Source organism: Janthinobacterium sp. GW822-FHT07A03 (assembly GCF_058798815.1).
The window spans coordinates 508,780-525,522 of the sequence record NZ_JBXAKW010000002.1 but is presented as its reverse complement, the minus strand read 5'-3'; the positions used below and the strand labels follow the sequence as shown (position 1 = coordinate 525,522).

Genomic DNA, 16,743 nt, shown 5'->3' with positions numbered 1-16,743 from the left:
AATGTAGTAGTTGCCAGGGAGGCCTAACGCGCAATATTGTCGCATGGAAATGCTCATTTTCCTGCGTAATATTCTGGCACGATGAGGGTGACTTCCAGTCCACCGTCGACATGATTGGCCAGCAAGACCGTGGCGCCATGCTGCTCGGCGATATTGCGCGCGATGGTCAGGCCCAGGCCCGTGCCGCCCGATTCGCGCGAACGCGAGGTTTCTATCCGGTAAAACGGTTCGAACACCTTGGCCAGTTGATCTGGCGCAATGCCAGGCCCACCGTCGCGGATGCGGATGCGCGCCGCGCCCGCGATGCGCTCGACGGTCACCTGCGCATACTGGCCATATTTGACGGCATTGTCGATCAGGTTCACCAGGCAGCGCCGCATGGCGATCGGACGGGCCATCAAGGCCATGCCCGCCTGTCCACTGAGGGTTACTTTCTGTCCAGCATCGGCCGCGTCGGAGCAGACGCTATCTAACAGGGAATCGAGATCGAGCGCCTGCATCGCTTCCGTGCTATCCATCGAGCGGGCCAGGTCCAGCCCTTCCTTGACCATACTCTGCATGGCGGACAAGTCGCCCACCAGGCGGTCGTACAGTTCCGTATCAGCCACTTTTTCCAGGCGCAGACGCAAGCGCGTCAGCGGTGTCTGCAAGTCGTGCGTGATGGCGGCCAGCATTTGTGTACGCTGGGAAATATGCTGGCGGATGCGCGCCTGCATGGCATTGAAGGCGGCGCTGGCCTGGCGGATCTCGCTGGCGCCTGACAAGGTGAGCGGCGGGTGGTTGATGTCGTTGCCCAGGTCTTTCGCCGCCTGCGCCAGCTGCTTGAGCGGGCGCATGGTCATGCGTGTGACCAGGTAGGCCAGGATGGCAATGCTGATCAGGAAAGGCAGCAGGGTCATCCAGTCATTATGCTCATTGAACGGTGGCTGCTGGCGCGGCGGCAAGACCATCAGGCGCAGCACGTGGCCGTCCTGCATGCGCACGTCGAGGTTTTCGCAGGTACCGCCCCATGGCTTGGCGCCGAACTTGCCCGGCGACTGGCGCGGCTTGACGCAGGCGTCCGGGCGTTCGGCCAGCGCGCTGACCTTGAAACCCTCGCCCAGCTTGGCTTGCAGCGCAGTGGAAAATTCCGTCGGCGCGCCGGGCGTATGTTCCTTGTCGGGACGCAATTCCAGGCGCACGCTGCCCTTGTTGGCGACCTTCAGGTAGGCGGCGCGCGAGGCCAGCGGCACCACGTCGGCCGCCATCACGAGCTGCTCGGCCCGCTCGACGGCATGGTAGTCGCGGTATTGCTCGATGGCGCGCTGGCGTTCTCCTACGGCCAGCCACTGCGTCAACGCGGCCGAAGCCACGATGCCGATCAGCAAAAACATGAAGACACGACCCGTCATCGATCCCAGGAAGGCCTTCACGCGTGCGGCTCCACATTGACCTGGCCGGCCAGCACATAGCCGCCGTTGCGCACGGTCTTGATGATTTGCGGCAAACGGGCATCTTCACCGAGCTTTTGCCGCAAGCGGCTGATCTGGATATCGATCGAGCGGTCGAACGGGTCGGCGTCGCGGCCCTGCGTCAGGTTCAGCAGCTGATCACGGTTGAGCACCCGGTTCGGGTGTTCCAGGAAGACGCGCAGCAAGCGGAATTCCGCGCCCGACAGCATGATCACCAGGCCGCTGGGATTGAGCAAATGGCGCGCCGTCAAGTCCAGGGTCCAGCCGGAAAAGCGGATTTGCTGCGCCTTGTCCGACGGCACGTTCGACGGCATGGCATGGCTGCGACGCAAGACACTGCGTATGCGCGCCAGCAATTCACGGGGTTCGAACGGTTTCGGCAAATAATCGTCGGCGCCCATTTCCAGGCCCAGGATGCGGTCCAGCGGCTCATTGCGCGCGGTCAACATGATCACCGGAACCGTCGATTGCGCGCGCAGCTTGCGGCACAAGGTCAGGCCGTCGTCGCCTGGCAGGTTCAAATCGAGCACGATCAGATCGGGCCGCGTTTCATCGAGGATTTTCCACATGGCCGTGCCATCTGCCGCGCCCAGGGTGCGGTAGGCGTTCGTTTCCAGGTAGTCCGCCAGCAAGCTGCGGATATCGCGGTCATCGTCGACGATGAGAATTGTAGAAGTGGGTTCCATGGTACGAATTATCCCCACTTCCCCCACCCTTGCACAGCGCATTTGTATCGTCTTGTATATAGGAGACCCGAAGAAACATATAGATACAAACTGTCTGGCAGCGGACACTTCGGGGAAACATGGCGCGTCCAACATGGATTCATGTGCAGCAACATGTACATCCCTCATCTTTTACAAAGGAATCCAGATGAACGCCTCAATGACAACCTTGCGCAAGAATTTGATCATCGCCATGAGCGTACTCGGCATGGGTGCGGCATCGCTGACCGTCCACGCCCAGGAAGCGGCCGCCAGCGCGCCTGCCGCCAGCACCAAGATGCAACATGATGGCCAGCGCGGCCAGCACCGCGGCGGCAATCCGGCCGAACGCATGGCCAAGTACCAGGCCCGCCTGCATGACAAGCTGAAGCTGACGGCTGCGCAGGAACCGGCCTGGGCCACCTTCACGGCCGCCAACGCGCCGAAAAAGCCGATGGGCGACTGGAAGGCCAAGCGCGAAGCGATGGCCAAGCTGTCGGCGCCGGAACGCATGGAGCAATGGATCGCCATGTCGAAGGAACGCATCGCCAGCCAGGAAAGCCGTCTGGCCTCGCTGAAAACCTTCTATGCCGTGCTGACGCCGGAACAGAAGAAAGTGTTTGACGACAGCGTACCTGGCGGCAAGCATGGAGGCATGCGTGGCGGCCATCACGGCGAACACCACGGCATGCAGCAGCCGAAGGCCGGCTAAGCTTTAAACGGCGCAAAAACAGAAAAAGCCTGCATTGCAGGCTTTTTCTTATTGGACAGACAAGTCAATGCTTACTGTCCCTCAAGCTTGCGCAATGACGTCAAGAAAGTTGATGCATTCTGGAAACCAATCACGCGCGACTGGGCGATTTCCTGTCCCTGCGGGTTGAACATGATGATGCCAGGCGGGCCGAACAGCTGAAAACGCTTCAGCATGGCCTTGTCGTCCGCGTCATTGGCCGTCACATCCACCTGCAGCAGCACGGCTTGTCCCATCTTCTCGCGCACGGCAGGGTCGACGAAGGTCAGCTTTTCCATCTCGATGCACGACACGCACCAGTCCGCATAAAAGTCCAGCAAGGCTGGCTTGCCATTGAGCTGTGTCAATGCCGCATCGAGCTGCGCCACGGTTTTCACACGCGTAAACGGTTGCGCGTGCACCTGGCCACCACCCAGGTGCGCCAGCGGCGCCAGCGGGTCGCGGCCACCGCTGGCTACGCCAACCAGCTGCATCGCGCCCAGCACGGCAAATACGAGGCCGAAAGCCTTGGCGACCCACGCGTTCTGCGCGCCGCTCTGGCCCACCAACAGATACATGCCGTAGCCGACGAACAAGACCGTCCAGCCCAGCATTTGCACGGCGCCCGGCAGCACGGGCGAGACCAGCCACCAGGCCACGCCCAGCTGCAGCACGCCAAAGAAGCGCTTGACGGCATCCATCCAGGCGCCGGCACGGGGCAGCAAGGTGCCGGCCGAGACACCGACCAACAGCAAAGGCACGCTCATGCCCACCGCCATGGCAAATAAGGCGCTGCCGCCGATGACGACGTCGCGCGTCTGGCTGATGTACAGCAAGGCGCCGGCCAGCGGCGCGGCCACGCAAGGCCCCACGATCAGGGCGGAAATGGCGCCCATGACGAACACGCCCGCCAGGCGGCCCGACGATTGCTGGTTCGACACGCTCGTCAGCTTGCCTTGCAGGAAAGCCGGCACTTGCAGCTCATACAAGCCGAACATCGACAACGCCAGCCCCGCCATCAGCAAGGCAAAGAAGCCCAGCACCCACGGATTTTGCAGTTGCGCCGCCAGGCCTTCGCCCGCCAGACCGGCCGCCACGCCCAGCGCCGTGTAGACGATGGCCATGCCCAGCGCGTAGGTCAGGGACAGCAGCAAGCCGCGCGAGCGGCTGACCTTGGCGCCATCGCCGATAATGATCGACGACAAAATCGGCACCATCGGCAGCACGCACGGCGTAAACGCCAGGCCCAGGCCCAGCAGCATGAACAGGGGCACGATGACGAGCAGCTTGCCGCCCTTCAAGGCCGCTTCGATCTTGCCCATCTCGCTTTGCGCGGGCGCGGGACTTGCTGCCACGGGCGCCGCCGCTACCGGCTCGGGCATGCTGGTGATATCGGCCTGGGGAATGCTCAGCACGGACACACCGGGCGACGCCTGCGCCTGCGGACCGTTGACGGCCGCCGTGTCGACTGCCGGCGCGGCCGGCAGAGCGAATTTCGACGGCAGGCCCGTGCCGGGCGCCGCGCTCTGGCCGCCGCCAGCGCCCACCAGCTGGGCCGTGGCATCCTGCGGCGCATAGCACAGGCCCTTGTCGGAGCAGCCCTGTCCCGTCGCCTTCAGGGTGAACGCACCGGCCGCCTCGACGGGAATGGTGATGGTCAGGGTCTTGCGGAAGGTTTCCACATTCTTCTGGAAGGTGTCGTCGAACTTGACCTTGCCGGCCGGATACACGGGCGTGCCCAGTTTGGCGCCCACGGCCTCGAACTTGAAGCGCTCGTGGTACATATAGTAGCCATCGGCAATCACATAGGTGACAGCGATGGTGGACGGATCCTGCATGCGGGCGGAAAACTTGAAGGCCAGTTCCGGATCGAGGAATTCATCGTCGGCGCGGGCGTGACTGGCGCCAAAGACGGTCATGGCCAGCAGTAAACAAGTGGCAAACCAGATCAGCAGTTGATGTAGGGGAGCGGCGCGCATGGTGGCGCTGGAGGGGAAACGGGACATGAACTACCTTTTCGACCATTCGACAGAGGACGCGCGGAGCAGGCAGCGCTTGTGCCGGGCCGGCGCGAAAGAAGAATAGTACACCGCAGCAAGGATAGCTGCAGCAGAAAACAAAAAAGCCAGGCTAGGCCTGGCTTTCTCAGATGCAATTACCGGGATTACTCGCCAGCAACTTCAACTGCTTCGGTCGTATCTGGACGATCCATCAGTTCAACGAACGCCATAGGAGCGTTATCGCCGACGCGGAAACCCATTTTCAGGATACGCACATAACCACCGTTACGGTTGGCAAAACGTGGGCCCAGTTCAGCGAACAGCTTGACGACCATTTCACGGTCGCGCAGGCGGTTGAAGGCCAGACGCTTGTTTGCCAGGGAGTCGGTTTTGCCCAGGGTCAGAATTGGCTCGACAACGCGGCGCAGTTCTTTTGCTTTTGGCAGGGTGGTTTTGATCGCTTCGTGACGCAGCAGCGATACTGTCATGTTGCGCAGCATTGCCAGACGGTGGGACGAGGTACGATTCAGTTTACGGAGGCCGTGACCGTGACGCATGATAAATCCTTTCGGTGAGTGTTTAAATCCAGTTCTTCGATCAATGAAACCTGGGCTTCATCGCGGACCGGTTTGGTACTTCAAAAATAAAAGCCTGGGACACCTGTCCCAGGCAGTTTGCTACAACTACGAATTACTTTTCCAGGCCGGCAGGCGGCCAGTTTTCCAGCTTCATGCCCAAGGTCAAGCCGCGCGATGCCAGCACTTCCTTGATTTCGTTCAGGGACTTGCGGCCCAGGTTTGGCGTTTTCAGCAGTTCGTTTTCCGAACGTTGGATCAGGTCGCCGATGTAGTAGATGTTTTCCGCTTTCAGGCAGTTTGCCGAACGCACGGTCAACTCCAGGTCGTCGACTGGACGCAACAGGATAGGATCGACCAGCGGAGCGCGCGATGGCGCTTCGGCGGCGGCTTCCGTGCCTTCCAGGGCAGCGAACACATTCAACTGGTCCACCAGGACGCGGGCCGACTGGCGGATCGCTTCTTCCGGCGAGATCACGCCGTTGGTTTCGATGTTGATGATCAGCTTGTCCAGGTCGGTACGCTGTTCCACGCGGGCCGATTCAACGAAGTACGATACGCGGCGCACTGGCGAGAACGATGCATCGAGAATGATGCGGCCGATGGTCTTGTTCGTGTCTTCCGACAGGCGACGCACGTTACCAGGAACGTAGCCGCGGCCTTTTTCAACCTTGATCTGCATGTCCAGCTTGCCACCGGCGGTCAGGTGGGCGATCACGTGGTCAGGGTTGATCAGTTCGACGTCATGCGGCAGGTCGATGTCGGAGGCCAGGATCGCGCCTTCGCCTTCTTTTTTCAGAGTCAGGGTTACCGAATCGCGGTTGTGGACTTTGAAAACCACACCCTTCAAGTTCAGCAACAGATCGACGACGTCTTCTTGCACGCCATCGAGGGAGGAGTATTCGTGGACGACGCCAGCGATCGTCACTTCGGTCGGCGCGTAGCCCACCATCGACGACAGCAGAACGCGGCGCAACGCGTTACCCAATGTGTGGCCATAGCCGCGCTCGAACGGTTCCATCACGACCTTGGCGTGACCTGCACCGAGAGCTTCAACATCGATAATACGTGGCTTCAACAAACTGTTTTGCATGAAATGTCCTTTTCAATACCCTCGGCTCATTACACCGATAAGGCTGATGGCATTAGTAAAACGCCCACTCGATCGAGTGGGCGGAGGTGGTGCTAACTGCTATTAACGCGAGTACAGCTCGACGATCAGCGATTCGTTGACGTCGTTAGCGATTTCGTTACGCTCTGGCAGGGACTTGAAAGTACCTTCCATTTTCTTGGCATCAACCGAAACCCAGCTAGGCATACCAACTTGTTCAGCCAGCGACAGTGCTTCAACGATACGCACTTGCTTTTTCGATTTTTCACGAACAGCGATGATGTCGCCAACCTTGACTGCGTACGAAGCGATGTTCACAACGATACCGTTCACGGTGAACGCTTTGTGGCTGACCAATTGACGCGCTTCAGCGCGGGTCGAGCCAAAGCCCATGCGGTAGCAAACGTTGTCCAGACGCGTTTCCAGCAACTTCAACAGCGTTTCGCCAGTGTTGCCTTTACGACGGTCTGCTTCAGCGAAGTAGCGGCGGAATTGACGTTCCAGCACACCGTACATGCGCTTGACTTTTTGCTTTTCGCGCAGTTGGTTACCGTAGTCCGAGGTGCGGGCGCCGGATTTGACACCGTGCTGGCCTGGCTTGACGTCCAGTTTGCACTTGCTGTCCAGCGAGCGACGGGCGCTCTTCAGGAACAGGTCTGTACCTTCACGGCGGGAAAGTTTTGCTTTAGGTCCGATATAACGTGCCACGATACTTCCTTTTTTTAAATGATAACGCCCCAGCCACATGCATGATCAAACACACTGATGCGGTTAGGCGCTAGTCTGATTTGGTTTCAATCAGACGGTGGCTGAAAACGAAAAACCCGTCAAACAGGATTTGACAGGCAAGAACAGCCGGGCAGTATAACCGTTTCCGGCTCCCTGCTCCAGCGTTTTCACACAACTGTACTGAGTTACAACAGACAGCAAAGCAGCTGGCGCCGAAGCGCCCTCTGCAACACTATCTTAGATACGACGACGTTTCGGTGGACGGCAACCGTTGTGCGGTACCGGCGTCACGTCCTGGATCTCGGTGATCTTGATGCCCAGGTTGTTCAGCGCGCGAACGGCGGATTCACGACCAGGACCTGGGCCCTTGATGCGTACTTCCAGGTTCTTGACGCCACACTCAACAGCCACTTTACCAGCGGCTTCCGCGGCGACCTGCGCTGCGAATGGGGTCGATTTACGCGAACCCTTGAAGCCTGCACCGCCGGAGGTAGCCCACGACAAGGCATTGCCTTGACGATCGGTGATGGTAATGATGGTGTTATTGAACGATGCGTGGACATGTGCGATGCCTTCAGCGACGTTCTTTTTAACTTTTTTACGCACGCGTGCTGATGCGGCGTTATTTTGCGACTTAGCCATAATTATTCCCTAGCGGATTATTTTTTCAGCGATTGAGCGGCTTTACGCGGTCCCTTGCGGGTACGTGCGTTCGTACGCGTACGCTGGCCACGGCAAGGCAGACCCTTACGATGACGCATGCCGCGGTAGCAACCCAGATCCATCAAACGCTTGATGTTCATGGACAGTTCACGACGCAGATCGCCTTCGACGATGAATTTACCTACTTCATCGCGCAGCTTTTCCAGTTCGCTGTCATCCAGATCTTTGATCTTTTTGTTGGTTGCTACACCGGTCGATGCACAGATTTTCTCTGCGCGTGGACGGCCCACACCGTAGATGGCCGTCAGGCCGATAACGGTATGCTGATGATTTGGGATATTAACCCCTGCAATACGTGCCATTTGTTATTCCTCGATTAACCTTGACGCTGCTTGTGACGTGGTTCCACGCAGATAACGCGGACTACGCCTTTGCGCTTGATGATCTTGCAGTTGCGGCAGATCCGCTTGACTGATGCGAGAACTTTCATTTTTGGGCTCTTTCTTTCGCTTCTTTGGTTTGATTCAGTGTGTTACTTGGTACGGAACACAATGCGGGCTCGGCTCAGGTCGTACGGCGTTAACTCCACCGTCACCTTGTCTCCAGGGAGAATGCGAATATAGTTCATCCGCATTTTACCTGAAATATGCCCGAGCACCACGTGTCCGTTCTCCAGCTTCACTCGAAATGTTGCATTTGGGAGATTCTCAAGAATCTCGCCCTGCATCTGTATGACGTCGTCTTTTGCCATTCGGTATGTTTACCGCGCTTAACGCGTCGGAATTCCGCCCTTGAAATTTGCTTTGCGCAGCAGCGAATCATATTGCTGCGACATCACGTAGTTCTGTACTTGCGCCATGAAATCCATGGTGACAACTACAATAATCAATAAAGAAGTACCGCCGAAATAGAATGGTACTTTCCACTGGGCTTGCATAAATTCCGGCAATAAACACACCAGGGTGATGTAGACTGCGCCGGCAAGTGTCAAGCGTGTCAGGATCTTGTCGATGTAACGGGCTGTCTGCTCGCCTGGACGGATCCCGGGAATGAACGCACCGCTTTTCTTCAAGTTATCCGCTGTTTCCTTGCTGTTAAATACCAGCGCTGTATAGAAGAAACAGAAAAACACGATCGCCACTGCGTACAACAGCGCATGGATAGGCTCACCAGGCCCCATCGATGCTGCCAAATCTTTCAAGAACCGCACCGCAGGGTTAGCGTTGTCGGCGCCCTTTGAAAACCAGTCCACGATAGTGGCCGGGAACAAGATGATCGAAGAAGCAAAGATCGGCGGGATCACGCCGGCCATGTTCAGCTTCAACGGCAAATGGCTGGTTTGACCGCCATAAATCTTGTTGCCTACCTGGCGCTTCGCGTAATTGACCAATATTTTGCGCTGACCACGTTCGACGAATACGACGAAGTACGTTACCAGTGCTACCAGGATCACGATGAAAATCGCGCTGAAGCTGCCGATCGAACCATTCGACACCTGGGTGAACAAGCCACCCAACGCCGACGGCAGACCTGCTGCAATCCCGGCAAAAATGATGATCGAGATGCCATTCCCCAAGCCACGCTCGGTAATTTGCTCACCCAACCACATCAAAAACATTGTTCCGGTCAACAAAGTGACGACCGTCACGAAGCGGAATGCAAGACCAGGTTCCAACACCAGACCAGCTTGCGACTCCAGTGCGACTGCAATGCCTAACGCTTGGAACAGTGCCAGGGCAACCGTGAAATACCGGGTGTACTGGGTGATCTTGCGACGACCTGCTTCGCCTTCTTTTTTCAACGCTTCCATCTGCGGTGACACGATCGACAGCAATTGCATGATGATCGAGGCCGAGATATAAGGCATGATACCCAGCGCAAACACTGTAAAACGAGACAAGGCACCGCCCGAGAACATGTTGAACATGCCCAGGACGCCGCCTTCGTGCTCCTTGAACAGCGAGGCTAATTGTGTCGGGTCAATCCCGGGAACCGGGACGTGAGCACCGATACGATAAACCACCAATGCGCCAAGCAAAAACCAGAGCCGTCCCCAAGGGAAACCGGCCGCTGCACTTTTAGCAAGTTGTGGATTAGTCGCCAATTTTCGCTCCGATCAAGCTGTTAGCGGTCAACTCAGGCTACCGAGCCGCCGGCTGCTTCGATGGCGGCTTTCGCGCCAGCGGACACTTTCAAGCCCTTCAAATTCACCGCTTTGGTGATTTCGCCGGACAAGATCACGCGCACGTCACGGGCCAACACGCCCAGAACGCCAGCTTGCTTCAAGACCAGAATGTCGACATCGCCAACAGCCAGGTTGTTCAAATCGGACAGGCGCACTTCAGCTTTGAAGGTTGCGTGCATCGATTTGAAACCGCGCTTAGGCAGACGGCGTTGCAGAGGCATCTGACCGCCTTCGAAACCGACTTTATGAAAGCCGCCCGAACGCGATTTCTGACCTTTGTGACCACGACCCGAGGTTTTACCCAGGCCGGAGCCGATACCGCGACCGACGCGACGCTTGTAGTGCTTAGCGCCTTCGGCTGGTGCAATAGTATTCAATTCCATGATTTGCTCCGTTCGTGTAAGCCCGAAGGCTTACCCGACAACTTTAACGAGATACGATACTTTATTGATCATGCCGCGTACGGATGGGGTGTCTTGCAATTCGGAAACCGAATTTACACGACGCAGACCCAGACCGCGCACGGTAGCGCGATGCGATTCGCGCGTACCGATCAAGCCCTTGACCAATTGCACTTTGACTGTGTTTGTCATTTTGTCCACCTTAAGCCAGAATGTCTTCGACCGACTTGCCGCGCTTGGCAGCGATATCGGAAGCAGTGCTCATTTTCGACAGGCCGTCCAGCGTAGCGCGTACCAGGTTGTATGGGTTGTTCGAACCGGTGGATTTCGCCACCACGTCCGTCACGCCCATCACTTCGAAGATAGCGCGCATTGCACCACCAGCGATAACGCCAGTACCAGGCTTAGCTGGGTTCATCAGGACCTTGGAGGCGCCGTGACGACCAACAACCGTGTGATGCAAGGTGCCGTTTTTGAGCGGTACTTTGATCAGGTTGCGACGGGCTTCTTCCATTGCCTTCTGCACGCCAACTGGCACTTCTTTCGATTTGCCCTTGCCCATGCCGACGCGGCCATCGCCATCACCAACTACGGTCAGCGCGGCGAAACCCATGATACGACCACCCTTGACCACTTTGGTCACGCGGTTGATCGCGATCATTTTTTCGCGCATGCCATCATCCGGCTTGTCGCTTTGCATTTTTGCTTGCATTTTTGCCATGATTGATCCTTAGAACTTCAGACCGGCTTCGCGTGCGGCTTCTGCCAACGCTTTCACACGGCCGTGGTAACGGAAACCGGAGCGGTCGAACGCAACTTCGGTAATTCCTGCTTTCAACGCTTTTTCAGCGACGCGCTTGCCGATCAAGGCTGCAGCAGCGGCATTGCCGCCTTTGCCGGATTGGCCTGCCAGTTCAGCGCGAACTTCCGCTTCAGCCGTCGAGGCCGAAACCAGGACTTTAGCGTCCGGGCTGATCAGGTTGGCGTAAATGTGCAGGTTGGTGCGGTGCACCGACAAGCGATTTACTTTCAATTCCGCAATCTTGATGCGGGTTTGGCGTCCGCGGCGAAGCCGTGATTCTTTCTTATCCATCGTCAGCCCCTAATTACTTCTTCTTGGTTTCTTTAAGCTTAACCACTTCGTCCGCATAGCGAACGCCCTTGCCTTTATAAGGCTCAGGAGCGCGGTAAGCACGAACTTCAGCGGCTACCTGGCCAACCTGTTGACGGTCGATACCTTTAATCAGGATCTCGGTCGGGGTTGGTGTTGCGCAGGTAACGCCGGCTGGCATGTCATGCACTACAGGGTGCGAGAAACCCAGGGACAGATTCAGCTTGTCGCCTTGAGCTTGCGCCTTGTAACCCACGCCTACCAGGTTCAGCTTTTTCTCGAAACCCTTGGTGACGCCAACAACCATGTTGTTGACCAGTGCGCGCAGCGTGCCGGACATGGCATTGGCTTCGCGGCTGTCGTTCGCCACGTCGAAACTCAGGGTTCCTGCATTGTTTTCCACTTTGACCAGGCCGGTGAGGGCTTGGGAAAGTACGCCCAGCGGGCCTTTTACGGTGATCGCTTGTGCGGAGATGGCGACTTCGGCGCCAGCTGGCACTACGATAGGCATTTTAGCTACTCGAGACATGTGTAACTCCTTAAGCCACGTAGCAAATAACTTCGCCGCCGACACCGGTAGCGCGTGCTTTGCGGTCAGTCATGACGCCTTGCGGAGTCGACACGATCGCCACACCCAAGCCATTCATCACAACAGGGATCTCGTCTTTACCCTTGTAGACGCGCAGACCCGGACGGGACACGCGCTCCAAGCGCTCAATAACGGGACGGCCAACATAATACTTCAAACCGATCTTCAGTTCCGCCTTGCCACCAGCTTCGGCAACAGCGAAATCTTCAATGTAACCCTCGTCCTTCAGGACGTTGGCAATCGCAATTTTGACTTTCGACGATGGCATGGCCACGGTCGTTTTTTGCACGCCTTGTGCGTTGCGAATGCGGGTCAGCATATCGGCGATAGGATCGCTCATACTCATTGCATATTCTCCTATTACCAGCTTGCTTTTGTCATACCCGGAATTTCACCACGCATGGCGAATTCACGGAGCTTGATACGACCCAGACCGAATTTACGGAATGTGCCGCGCGGACGACCGGTGATGGCGCAACGATTACGTTGACGCGTCGGGTTCGAGTTACGTGGCAGCGCCTGCAGTTTCAGGCGAGCTTCGTAGCGCTCTTCTTCCGATTTCGATTGGTCATCGACGATGGCCTTGAGAGCTTCGCGCTTAGGGGCGAATTTCGCCACCAGGTCAGCACGCTTGATCTCACGATTAATCAGTGACAGTTTGGCCATGATCAGTTCCTGAAAGGGAATTTAAAGGCGGCGAGCAAAGCTTTGGCTTCGTCATCGGTCTTAGCGGTTGTCGTGATGCTGATATTCATACCGCGCAACGCGTCAATCTTGTCGTATTCGATTTCAGGGAAAATGATCTGTTCCTTGACACCGATGTTGTAGTTGCCACGACCATCAAATGCACGGCCGTTCACACCACGGAAATCGCGTACGCGCGGCAGAGCCACGGTAATGAAGCGATCCAGGAACTCGTACATGCGAGCGCCGCGCAGGGTGACCATCGTACCGATCGGGTAACCTTCACGGATTTTGAAGCCTGCGATCGCTTTGCGGGACTTGGTGGTCACTGGCTTCTGGCCGGCGATCTTGGTCAAGTCAGCAACTGCGTGCTCGAGAACTTTTTTATCCGCGATAGCCTCACCAACACCCATGTTCAGGGTGATCTTGGTCAGGCGTGGAACTTCCATTACCGACTTGTAACCAAACTTGCTGGTCAGGTCGGCAACGACTTTTTCTTTATAGAATTCTTGGAGACGTGCCATGATTTCTTAAGCCTTCACTACTTCGCCGGAGGATTTAAAGACGCGGACTTTTTTGCCATCCACTTCTTTGAAACCCACGCGATCTGCCTTGCCAGTCGCTGCATTAAACAATGCAACGTTGGACACGTGAATTGGCATGGTCTTATCGACGATACCACCAGTTACGCCAGTCATCGGGTTTGGCTTAGTCGCTTTTTTAGCGATGTTAATGCCGTCAACCACGATATGTTCAGCATCGATACGCTGCTGTACCACACCACGTTTGCCCTTGTCTTTCCCGGTCAGAACGATGACTTCGTCGTTTTTACGAATCTTATCCATTACGACTCCTTACAGGACTTCCGGTGCCAGGGACACGATTTTCATGAACTTCTCAGTGCGCAGTTCGCGCGTGACAGGTCCAAAAATACGGGTACCGATCGGTTCCAGCTTGGCGTTCAACAGAACGGCGGCGTTGCCGTCGAACTTCACCAGGGAACCGTCTTGGCGGCGAACACCTTTAGCGGTGCGCACAACCACGGCGTTATAAATTTCACCTTTTTTGACACGGCCACGTGGCGCAGCAACCTTAACGGTTACCTTGATCACATCGCCAATGCCAGCATAACGGCGCTTGGAGCCGCCCAATACCTTGATGCACATTACTTCTTTGGCACCGGTATTGTCAGCCACTTCGAGCCGGCTTTCAGTTTGAATCATAGTATTCTCTTTCCCAACTTAAGCCGAAGAATCCACACAATGTAGACCCACGGTCAGTCTTGGTCCCGCCAGAGCCGCCCTGCTGGGCTTCACTGTTTGGGTGCATGACCTTCATACATCAACTGACCGCGAATGCTACTGTCTGTGGCCAGACACTTTGCGGCGTTACATGAACGAAGCCCGCAAGTATTACATACAATTTGCGGGCCTGCAAGTACTAATTAAAAGCCACCGCCGAAACGGTGGTTTTTATTTAAACGGTTGGTGCGGCTTGAACCACACGTGTCACCGTCCATGCCTTCGTTTTGGAGATCGGGCGACCTTCCTGGATCTCGACCGTGTCACCGGCCTTGACTTGGTTGGTCTCGTCATGCGCGTGATACTTGTTCGAGCGCATGATGATCTTGCCATACAAAGGATGTTTTACGTGGCGCTCGATCAGAACGGTAACGGTCTTGTCCATCTTGTCCGAAACCACTTTACCGATCAGCGTGCGCTTGAGCGACTGTTTCACTGGTTCGTTCATTTGGCTTCCTTCAGATTCATTACCGTCTTCACACGCGCGATATCGCGGCGTACCTTCTTGAGCTGCGAAGTGTTGCTCAGCTGCTGCGTAGCGATTTGCATGCGCAGGCCGAACTGTGCCTTCAACAGGTCATTCAGCTCTTTTTGCAGAGCTGGCTGGTCCTTGCCGCGGAGTTCAGATGCTTTCATATACAACTCCAATTATTGGCCGACTTGGCGGATGACAAACGTCGTCGCCAGTGGCAGTTTAGCGGCGGCAAGACGGAATGCTTCCCGTGCCAGCGCTTCATCAACGCCATCCATTTCGTACAGTACTTTGCCTGGCTGAATTTCAGCGACGTAGTACTCAGGATTACCTTTACCGTTACCCATACGGACTTCAGCCGGTTTGTTCGAAATCGGTTTGTCCGGGAAAATACGGATCCAGATACGGCCACCGCGCTTGATGTGACGCGTCATTGCACGACGCGCCGCTTCAATTTGACGCGCAGTGATACGACCGCGCGCAACTGCCTTCAGACCGAATTCGCCAAACGACACGGCGGTGCCGCGGCTGTGCGAAATACCGGTATTACGGCCTTTCTGCTCTTTACGATACTTTCTGCGTGCTGGTTGCAGCATGATTATTCTCCTGCTTTCTCAGCTGGTGCTGCTGCGGCGGCCGGTTTAGCGGCGGTACGCACACGTGCACCTGGTGCTGTGGATGGTTTCGCACCGGCACCGGCTGGACGTGGACGGCCAGCTGGCTTGCCATCGTCACGGCGTGGGCCGCGGCTTTTCTTCTCGTCAGCCGGGGTATCGATGACTGGTGCATCGCCGTTAGGCGCGCGGTCACCTTTGTATACCCACACCTTGACACCGATGATGCCGTAGGTGGTCGACGCTTCGCTGGTACCGTAGTCGATATCGGCGCGCAGGGTATGCAGAGGCACGCGGCCTTCGCGGTACCACTCTTTACGCGCGATTTCGATACCGTTCAGACGGCCGGACGACATGATCTTGATACCGAGAGCACCCAGGCGCATTGCATTTTGCATTGCACGCTTCATGGCGCGGCGGAACATGATCCGTTTTTCCAGCTGCTGAGCGATCGAATCGGCGATCAGTTGCGAGTCGATTTCTGGCTTGCGAATTTCTTCGATGTTCACGTGAACAGGTACGCCCATGATCTTGGTCAGCGCGGACTTCAGTACTTCGATGTCTTCGCCTTTTTTACCAATGACCACGCCTGGACGCGAGCTGTAGATCGTGAAGCGCGCGTTCTTGGCTGGGCGCTCGATAACGATGCGGCCAACGGAAGCGTTCTTCAGTTTCTTTTTCAGGTAAGCACGTGCTTTCAAGTCTTCGTTCAGCATGGCAGCGAAATTGCCGTTGCCTGCATACCAGCGCGAAGCCCAGTTACGGGTGACCGCCAGACGGAAACCGGTTGGATGAATTTTCTGACCCATCGTGGCTCCTTAGTTACCGACAGTCACGTAAACGTGACAGGATTGTTTCGAAATACGGTCGCCACGGCCTTTTGCACGCGCGGTGAAGCGCTTCAGGACCGGGCCCTTTTCGACGTAGATCGTTTTCACGAACAATTCGTCGATGTCCGCGCCATCATTGTGCTCGGCATTCGCAATAGCGGATTCCAGAACGCGCTTGATGATCGCAGCACCTTTTTTCGGGCTGAATTGCAAGATATTGAGTGCAGCGTCAACTTTCTTGCCACGGATCAGGTCCGCAACCAGGCGGCCCTTTTGGTCCGACAGGCGCACACCTTTGAGGATAGCTTTAGTTTCCATTATTTCTTAGCCTTTTTGTCAGCTGCATGGCCCTTGAACGTACGGGTCAGTGCGAATTCGCCGAGCTTGTGACCAACCATGTTTTCGGAAACATAAACCGGCACGTGCAGCTTGCCGTTATGCACCGCGATCGTCAGGCCGATAAAGTCAGGCATGATTGTCGAACGACGCGACCAGGTTTTGATTGGCTTTTTGTCTTTGGCTGCTTGCGCGGCTTCAACTTTTTTCACCAGGTGGGCGTCACAGAACGGCCCTTTTTTCAATGAACGTGTCAT

General features: G+C 56.5%; 28 protein-coding genes. 1 reads left to right on the top strand and 27 read right to left on the bottom strand.

Translation table 11 applies throughout. The features are described 5' to 3' along the window. Positions 1 to 53 precede the first annotated feature (53 nt). A complete protein-coding gene (locus tag AC1RJW_RS08450) occupies positions 54 to 1,412 on the bottom strand; it encodes an ATP-binding protein (protein ID WP_493044540.1) in 1,359 nt (452 codons plus the stop codon). Beyond that, positions 1,409 to 2,137, bottom strand: a complete 729-nt coding sequence (locus AC1RJW_RS08445) for a response regulator (RefSeq protein WP_034753223.1) — start codon at positions 2,135 to 2,137, stop codon at positions 1,409 to 1,411. Before AC1RJW_RS08445 ends, AC1RJW_RS08450 begins: the two co-directional genes overlap by 4 nt. A gap of 187 nt (positions 2,138 to 2,324) precedes the next feature. Here AC1RJW_RS08445 and AC1RJW_RS08440 point away from each other — a divergent pair, with 187 nt between their 5' ends. Then, positions 2,325 to 2,867, top strand: coding sequence for a Spy/CpxP family protein refolding chaperone (locus AC1RJW_RS08440; RefSeq protein WP_493044539.1), 543 nt, complete (start codon positions 2,325 to 2,327; stop codon positions 2,865 to 2,867). Positions 2,868 to 2,938: 71 nt separating this feature from the next. Here the strand turns inward: AC1RJW_RS08440 and dsbD are convergent, their stop codons facing one another. The 25 genes from dsbD to rpsS form a co-directional block, all read right to left on the bottom strand. After that, the gene (dsbD, locus tag AC1RJW_RS08435) at positions 2,939 to 4,891 is read right to left on the bottom strand and encodes a protein-disulfide reductase DsbD (protein ID WP_493044538.1); all 1,953 of its coding nucleotides are present in this window, start codon (positions 4,889 to 4,891) and stop codon (positions 2,939 to 2,941) included. Positions 4,892 to 5,049: 158 nt separating this feature from the next. Next, positions 5,050 to 5,442: a 50S ribosomal protein L17 gene (gene rplQ, locus AC1RJW_RS08430; RefSeq protein WP_034753219.1), complete on the bottom strand. Its 393-nt coding sequence runs from the start codon at positions 5,440 to 5,442 to the stop codon at positions 5,050 to 5,052. A gap of 133 nt (positions 5,443 to 5,575) precedes the next feature. After that, positions 5,576 to 6,553: a DNA-directed RNA polymerase subunit alpha gene (locus tag AC1RJW_RS08425; RefSeq protein ID WP_008444343.1), complete on the bottom strand. Its 978-nt coding sequence runs from the start codon at positions 6,551 to 6,553 to the stop codon at positions 5,576 to 5,578. Between the two features lie 102 nt (positions 6,554 to 6,655). After that, positions 6,656 to 7,279: a 30S ribosomal protein S4 gene (gene rpsD / locus AC1RJW_RS08420; protein ID WP_071325659.1), complete on the bottom strand. Its 624-nt coding sequence runs from the start codon at positions 7,277 to 7,279 to the stop codon at positions 6,656 to 6,658. Between the two features lie 258 nt (positions 7,280 to 7,537). Continuing rightward, entirely contained in the window at positions 7,538 to 7,942 is a 405-nt protein-coding gene (gene rpsK, locus AC1RJW_RS08415; RefSeq protein ID WP_010394475.1) for a 30S ribosomal protein S11, read from the bottom strand. 17 nt (positions 7,943 to 7,959) lie between these two features. Then, positions 7,960 to 8,325: a 30S ribosomal protein S13 gene (gene rpsM / locus AC1RJW_RS08410; RefSeq protein ID WP_046681666.1), complete on the bottom strand. Its 366-nt coding sequence runs from the start codon at positions 8,323 to 8,325 to the stop codon at positions 7,960 to 7,962. A 14-nt stretch (positions 8,326 to 8,339) separates the two neighbouring features. Then, complete coding sequence (rpmJ, locus tag AC1RJW_RS08405) at positions 8,340 to 8,453, bottom strand: 50S ribosomal protein L36 (RefSeq protein WP_010394471.1); 114 nt, start codon at positions 8,451 to 8,453, stop codon at positions 8,340 to 8,342. A gap of 42 nt (positions 8,454 to 8,495) precedes the next feature. Further along, a complete protein-coding gene (gene infA / locus AC1RJW_RS08400; protein ID WP_005663428.1) occupies positions 8,496 to 8,714 on the bottom strand; it encodes a translation initiation factor IF-1 in 219 nt (72 codons plus the stop codon). Positions 8,715 to 8,732: 18 nt separating this feature from the next. Next, complete coding sequence (gene secY, locus AC1RJW_RS08395) at positions 8,733 to 10,067, bottom strand: preprotein translocase subunit SecY (protein WP_010394438.1); 1,335 nt, start codon at positions 10,065 to 10,067, stop codon at positions 8,733 to 8,735. Positions 10,068 to 10,099: 32 nt separating this feature from the next. Then, positions 10,100 to 10,531, bottom strand: coding sequence for a 50S ribosomal protein L15 (gene rplO / locus AC1RJW_RS08390; protein ID WP_034753211.1), 432 nt, complete (start codon positions 10,529 to 10,531; stop codon positions 10,100 to 10,102). A gap of 30 nt (positions 10,532 to 10,561) precedes the next feature. Next, positions 10,562 to 10,741 carry a 50S ribosomal protein L30 gene (rpmD, locus tag AC1RJW_RS08385; protein WP_010394435.1) on the bottom strand — a complete coding sequence of 60 codons (180 nt, stop codon included), beginning with the start codon at positions 10,739 to 10,741 and terminating at the stop codon, positions 10,562 to 10,564. A gap of 10 nt (positions 10,742 to 10,751) precedes the next feature. After that, positions 10,752 to 11,270 carry a 30S ribosomal protein S5 gene (gene rpsE / locus AC1RJW_RS08380; RefSeq protein WP_010394433.1) on the bottom strand — a complete coding sequence of 173 codons (519 nt, stop codon included), beginning with the start codon at positions 11,268 to 11,270 and terminating at the stop codon, positions 10,752 to 10,754. A gap of 9 nt (positions 11,271 to 11,279) precedes the next feature. Further along, entirely contained in the window at positions 11,280 to 11,642 is a 363-nt protein-coding gene (gene rplR / locus AC1RJW_RS08375) for a 50S ribosomal protein L18 (protein ID WP_010394431.1), read from the bottom strand. 13 nt (positions 11,643 to 11,655) lie between these two features. Continuing rightward, positions 11,656 to 12,189: a 50S ribosomal protein L6 gene (gene rplF / locus AC1RJW_RS08370; RefSeq protein WP_071325661.1), complete on the bottom strand. Its 534-nt coding sequence runs from the start codon at positions 12,187 to 12,189 to the stop codon at positions 11,656 to 11,658. 10 nt (positions 12,190 to 12,199) lie between these two features. Continuing rightward, entirely contained in the window at positions 12,200 to 12,595 is a 396-nt protein-coding gene (gene rpsH / locus AC1RJW_RS08365; protein ID WP_071325662.1) for a 30S ribosomal protein S8, read from the bottom strand. A gap of 14 nt (positions 12,596 to 12,609) precedes the next feature. Then, positions 12,610 to 12,915, bottom strand: a complete 306-nt coding sequence (gene rpsN, locus AC1RJW_RS08360) for a 30S ribosomal protein S14 (protein WP_010394423.1) — start codon at positions 12,913 to 12,915, stop codon at positions 12,610 to 12,612. Positions 12,916 to 12,917: 2 nt separating this feature from the next. Beyond that, a complete protein-coding gene (gene rplE, locus AC1RJW_RS08355) occupies positions 12,918 to 13,457 on the bottom strand; it encodes a 50S ribosomal protein L5 (protein WP_010394421.1) in 540 nt (179 codons plus the stop codon). 6 nt (positions 13,458 to 13,463) lie between these two features. Beyond that, positions 13,464 to 13,778, bottom strand: coding sequence for a 50S ribosomal protein L24 (rplX, locus tag AC1RJW_RS08350; protein ID WP_010394419.1), 315 nt, complete (start codon positions 13,776 to 13,778; stop codon positions 13,464 to 13,466). 9 nt (positions 13,779 to 13,787) lie between these two features. Continuing rightward, the gene (rplN, locus tag AC1RJW_RS08345; RefSeq protein ID WP_008444317.1) at positions 13,788 to 14,156 is read right to left on the bottom strand and encodes a 50S ribosomal protein L14; all 369 of its coding nucleotides are present in this window, start codon (positions 14,154 to 14,156) and stop codon (positions 13,788 to 13,790) included. A 253-nt stretch (positions 14,157 to 14,409) separates the two neighbouring features. Then, positions 14,410 to 14,682, bottom strand: a complete 273-nt coding sequence (gene rpsQ, locus AC1RJW_RS08340) for a 30S ribosomal protein S17 (RefSeq protein WP_010394415.1) — start codon at positions 14,680 to 14,682, stop codon at positions 14,410 to 14,412. After that, positions 14,679 to 14,870 (bottom strand): 50S ribosomal protein L29, encoded by a 192-nt coding sequence (gene rpmC, locus AC1RJW_RS08335; protein WP_010394412.1) that lies wholly within the window; start codon positions 14,868 to 14,870, stop codon positions 14,679 to 14,681. Before rpmC ends, rpsQ begins: the two co-directional genes overlap by 4 nt. 12 nt (positions 14,871 to 14,882) lie before the next feature. Next, the gene (gene rplP / locus AC1RJW_RS08330; RefSeq protein WP_034753201.1) at positions 14,883 to 15,302 is read right to left on the bottom strand and encodes a 50S ribosomal protein L16; all 420 of its coding nucleotides are present in this window, start codon (positions 15,300 to 15,302) and stop codon (positions 14,883 to 14,885) included. Positions 15,303 to 15,304: 2 nt separating this feature from the next. Beyond that, complete coding sequence (rpsC, locus tag AC1RJW_RS08325; protein WP_034753199.1) at positions 15,305 to 16,129, bottom strand: 30S ribosomal protein S3; 825 nt, start codon at positions 16,127 to 16,129, stop codon at positions 15,305 to 15,307. Between the two features lie 9 nt (positions 16,130 to 16,138). Next, positions 16,139 to 16,471, bottom strand: a complete 333-nt coding sequence (gene rplV, locus AC1RJW_RS08320) for a 50S ribosomal protein L22 (protein WP_170840583.1) — start codon at positions 16,469 to 16,471, stop codon at positions 16,139 to 16,141. Continuing rightward, positions 16,468 to 16,743: a 30S ribosomal protein S19 gene (rpsS, locus tag AC1RJW_RS08315; RefSeq protein ID WP_008444295.1), complete on the bottom strand. Its 276-nt coding sequence runs from the start codon at positions 16,741 to 16,743 to the stop codon at positions 16,468 to 16,470. Before rpsS ends, rplV begins: the two co-directional genes overlap by 4 nt.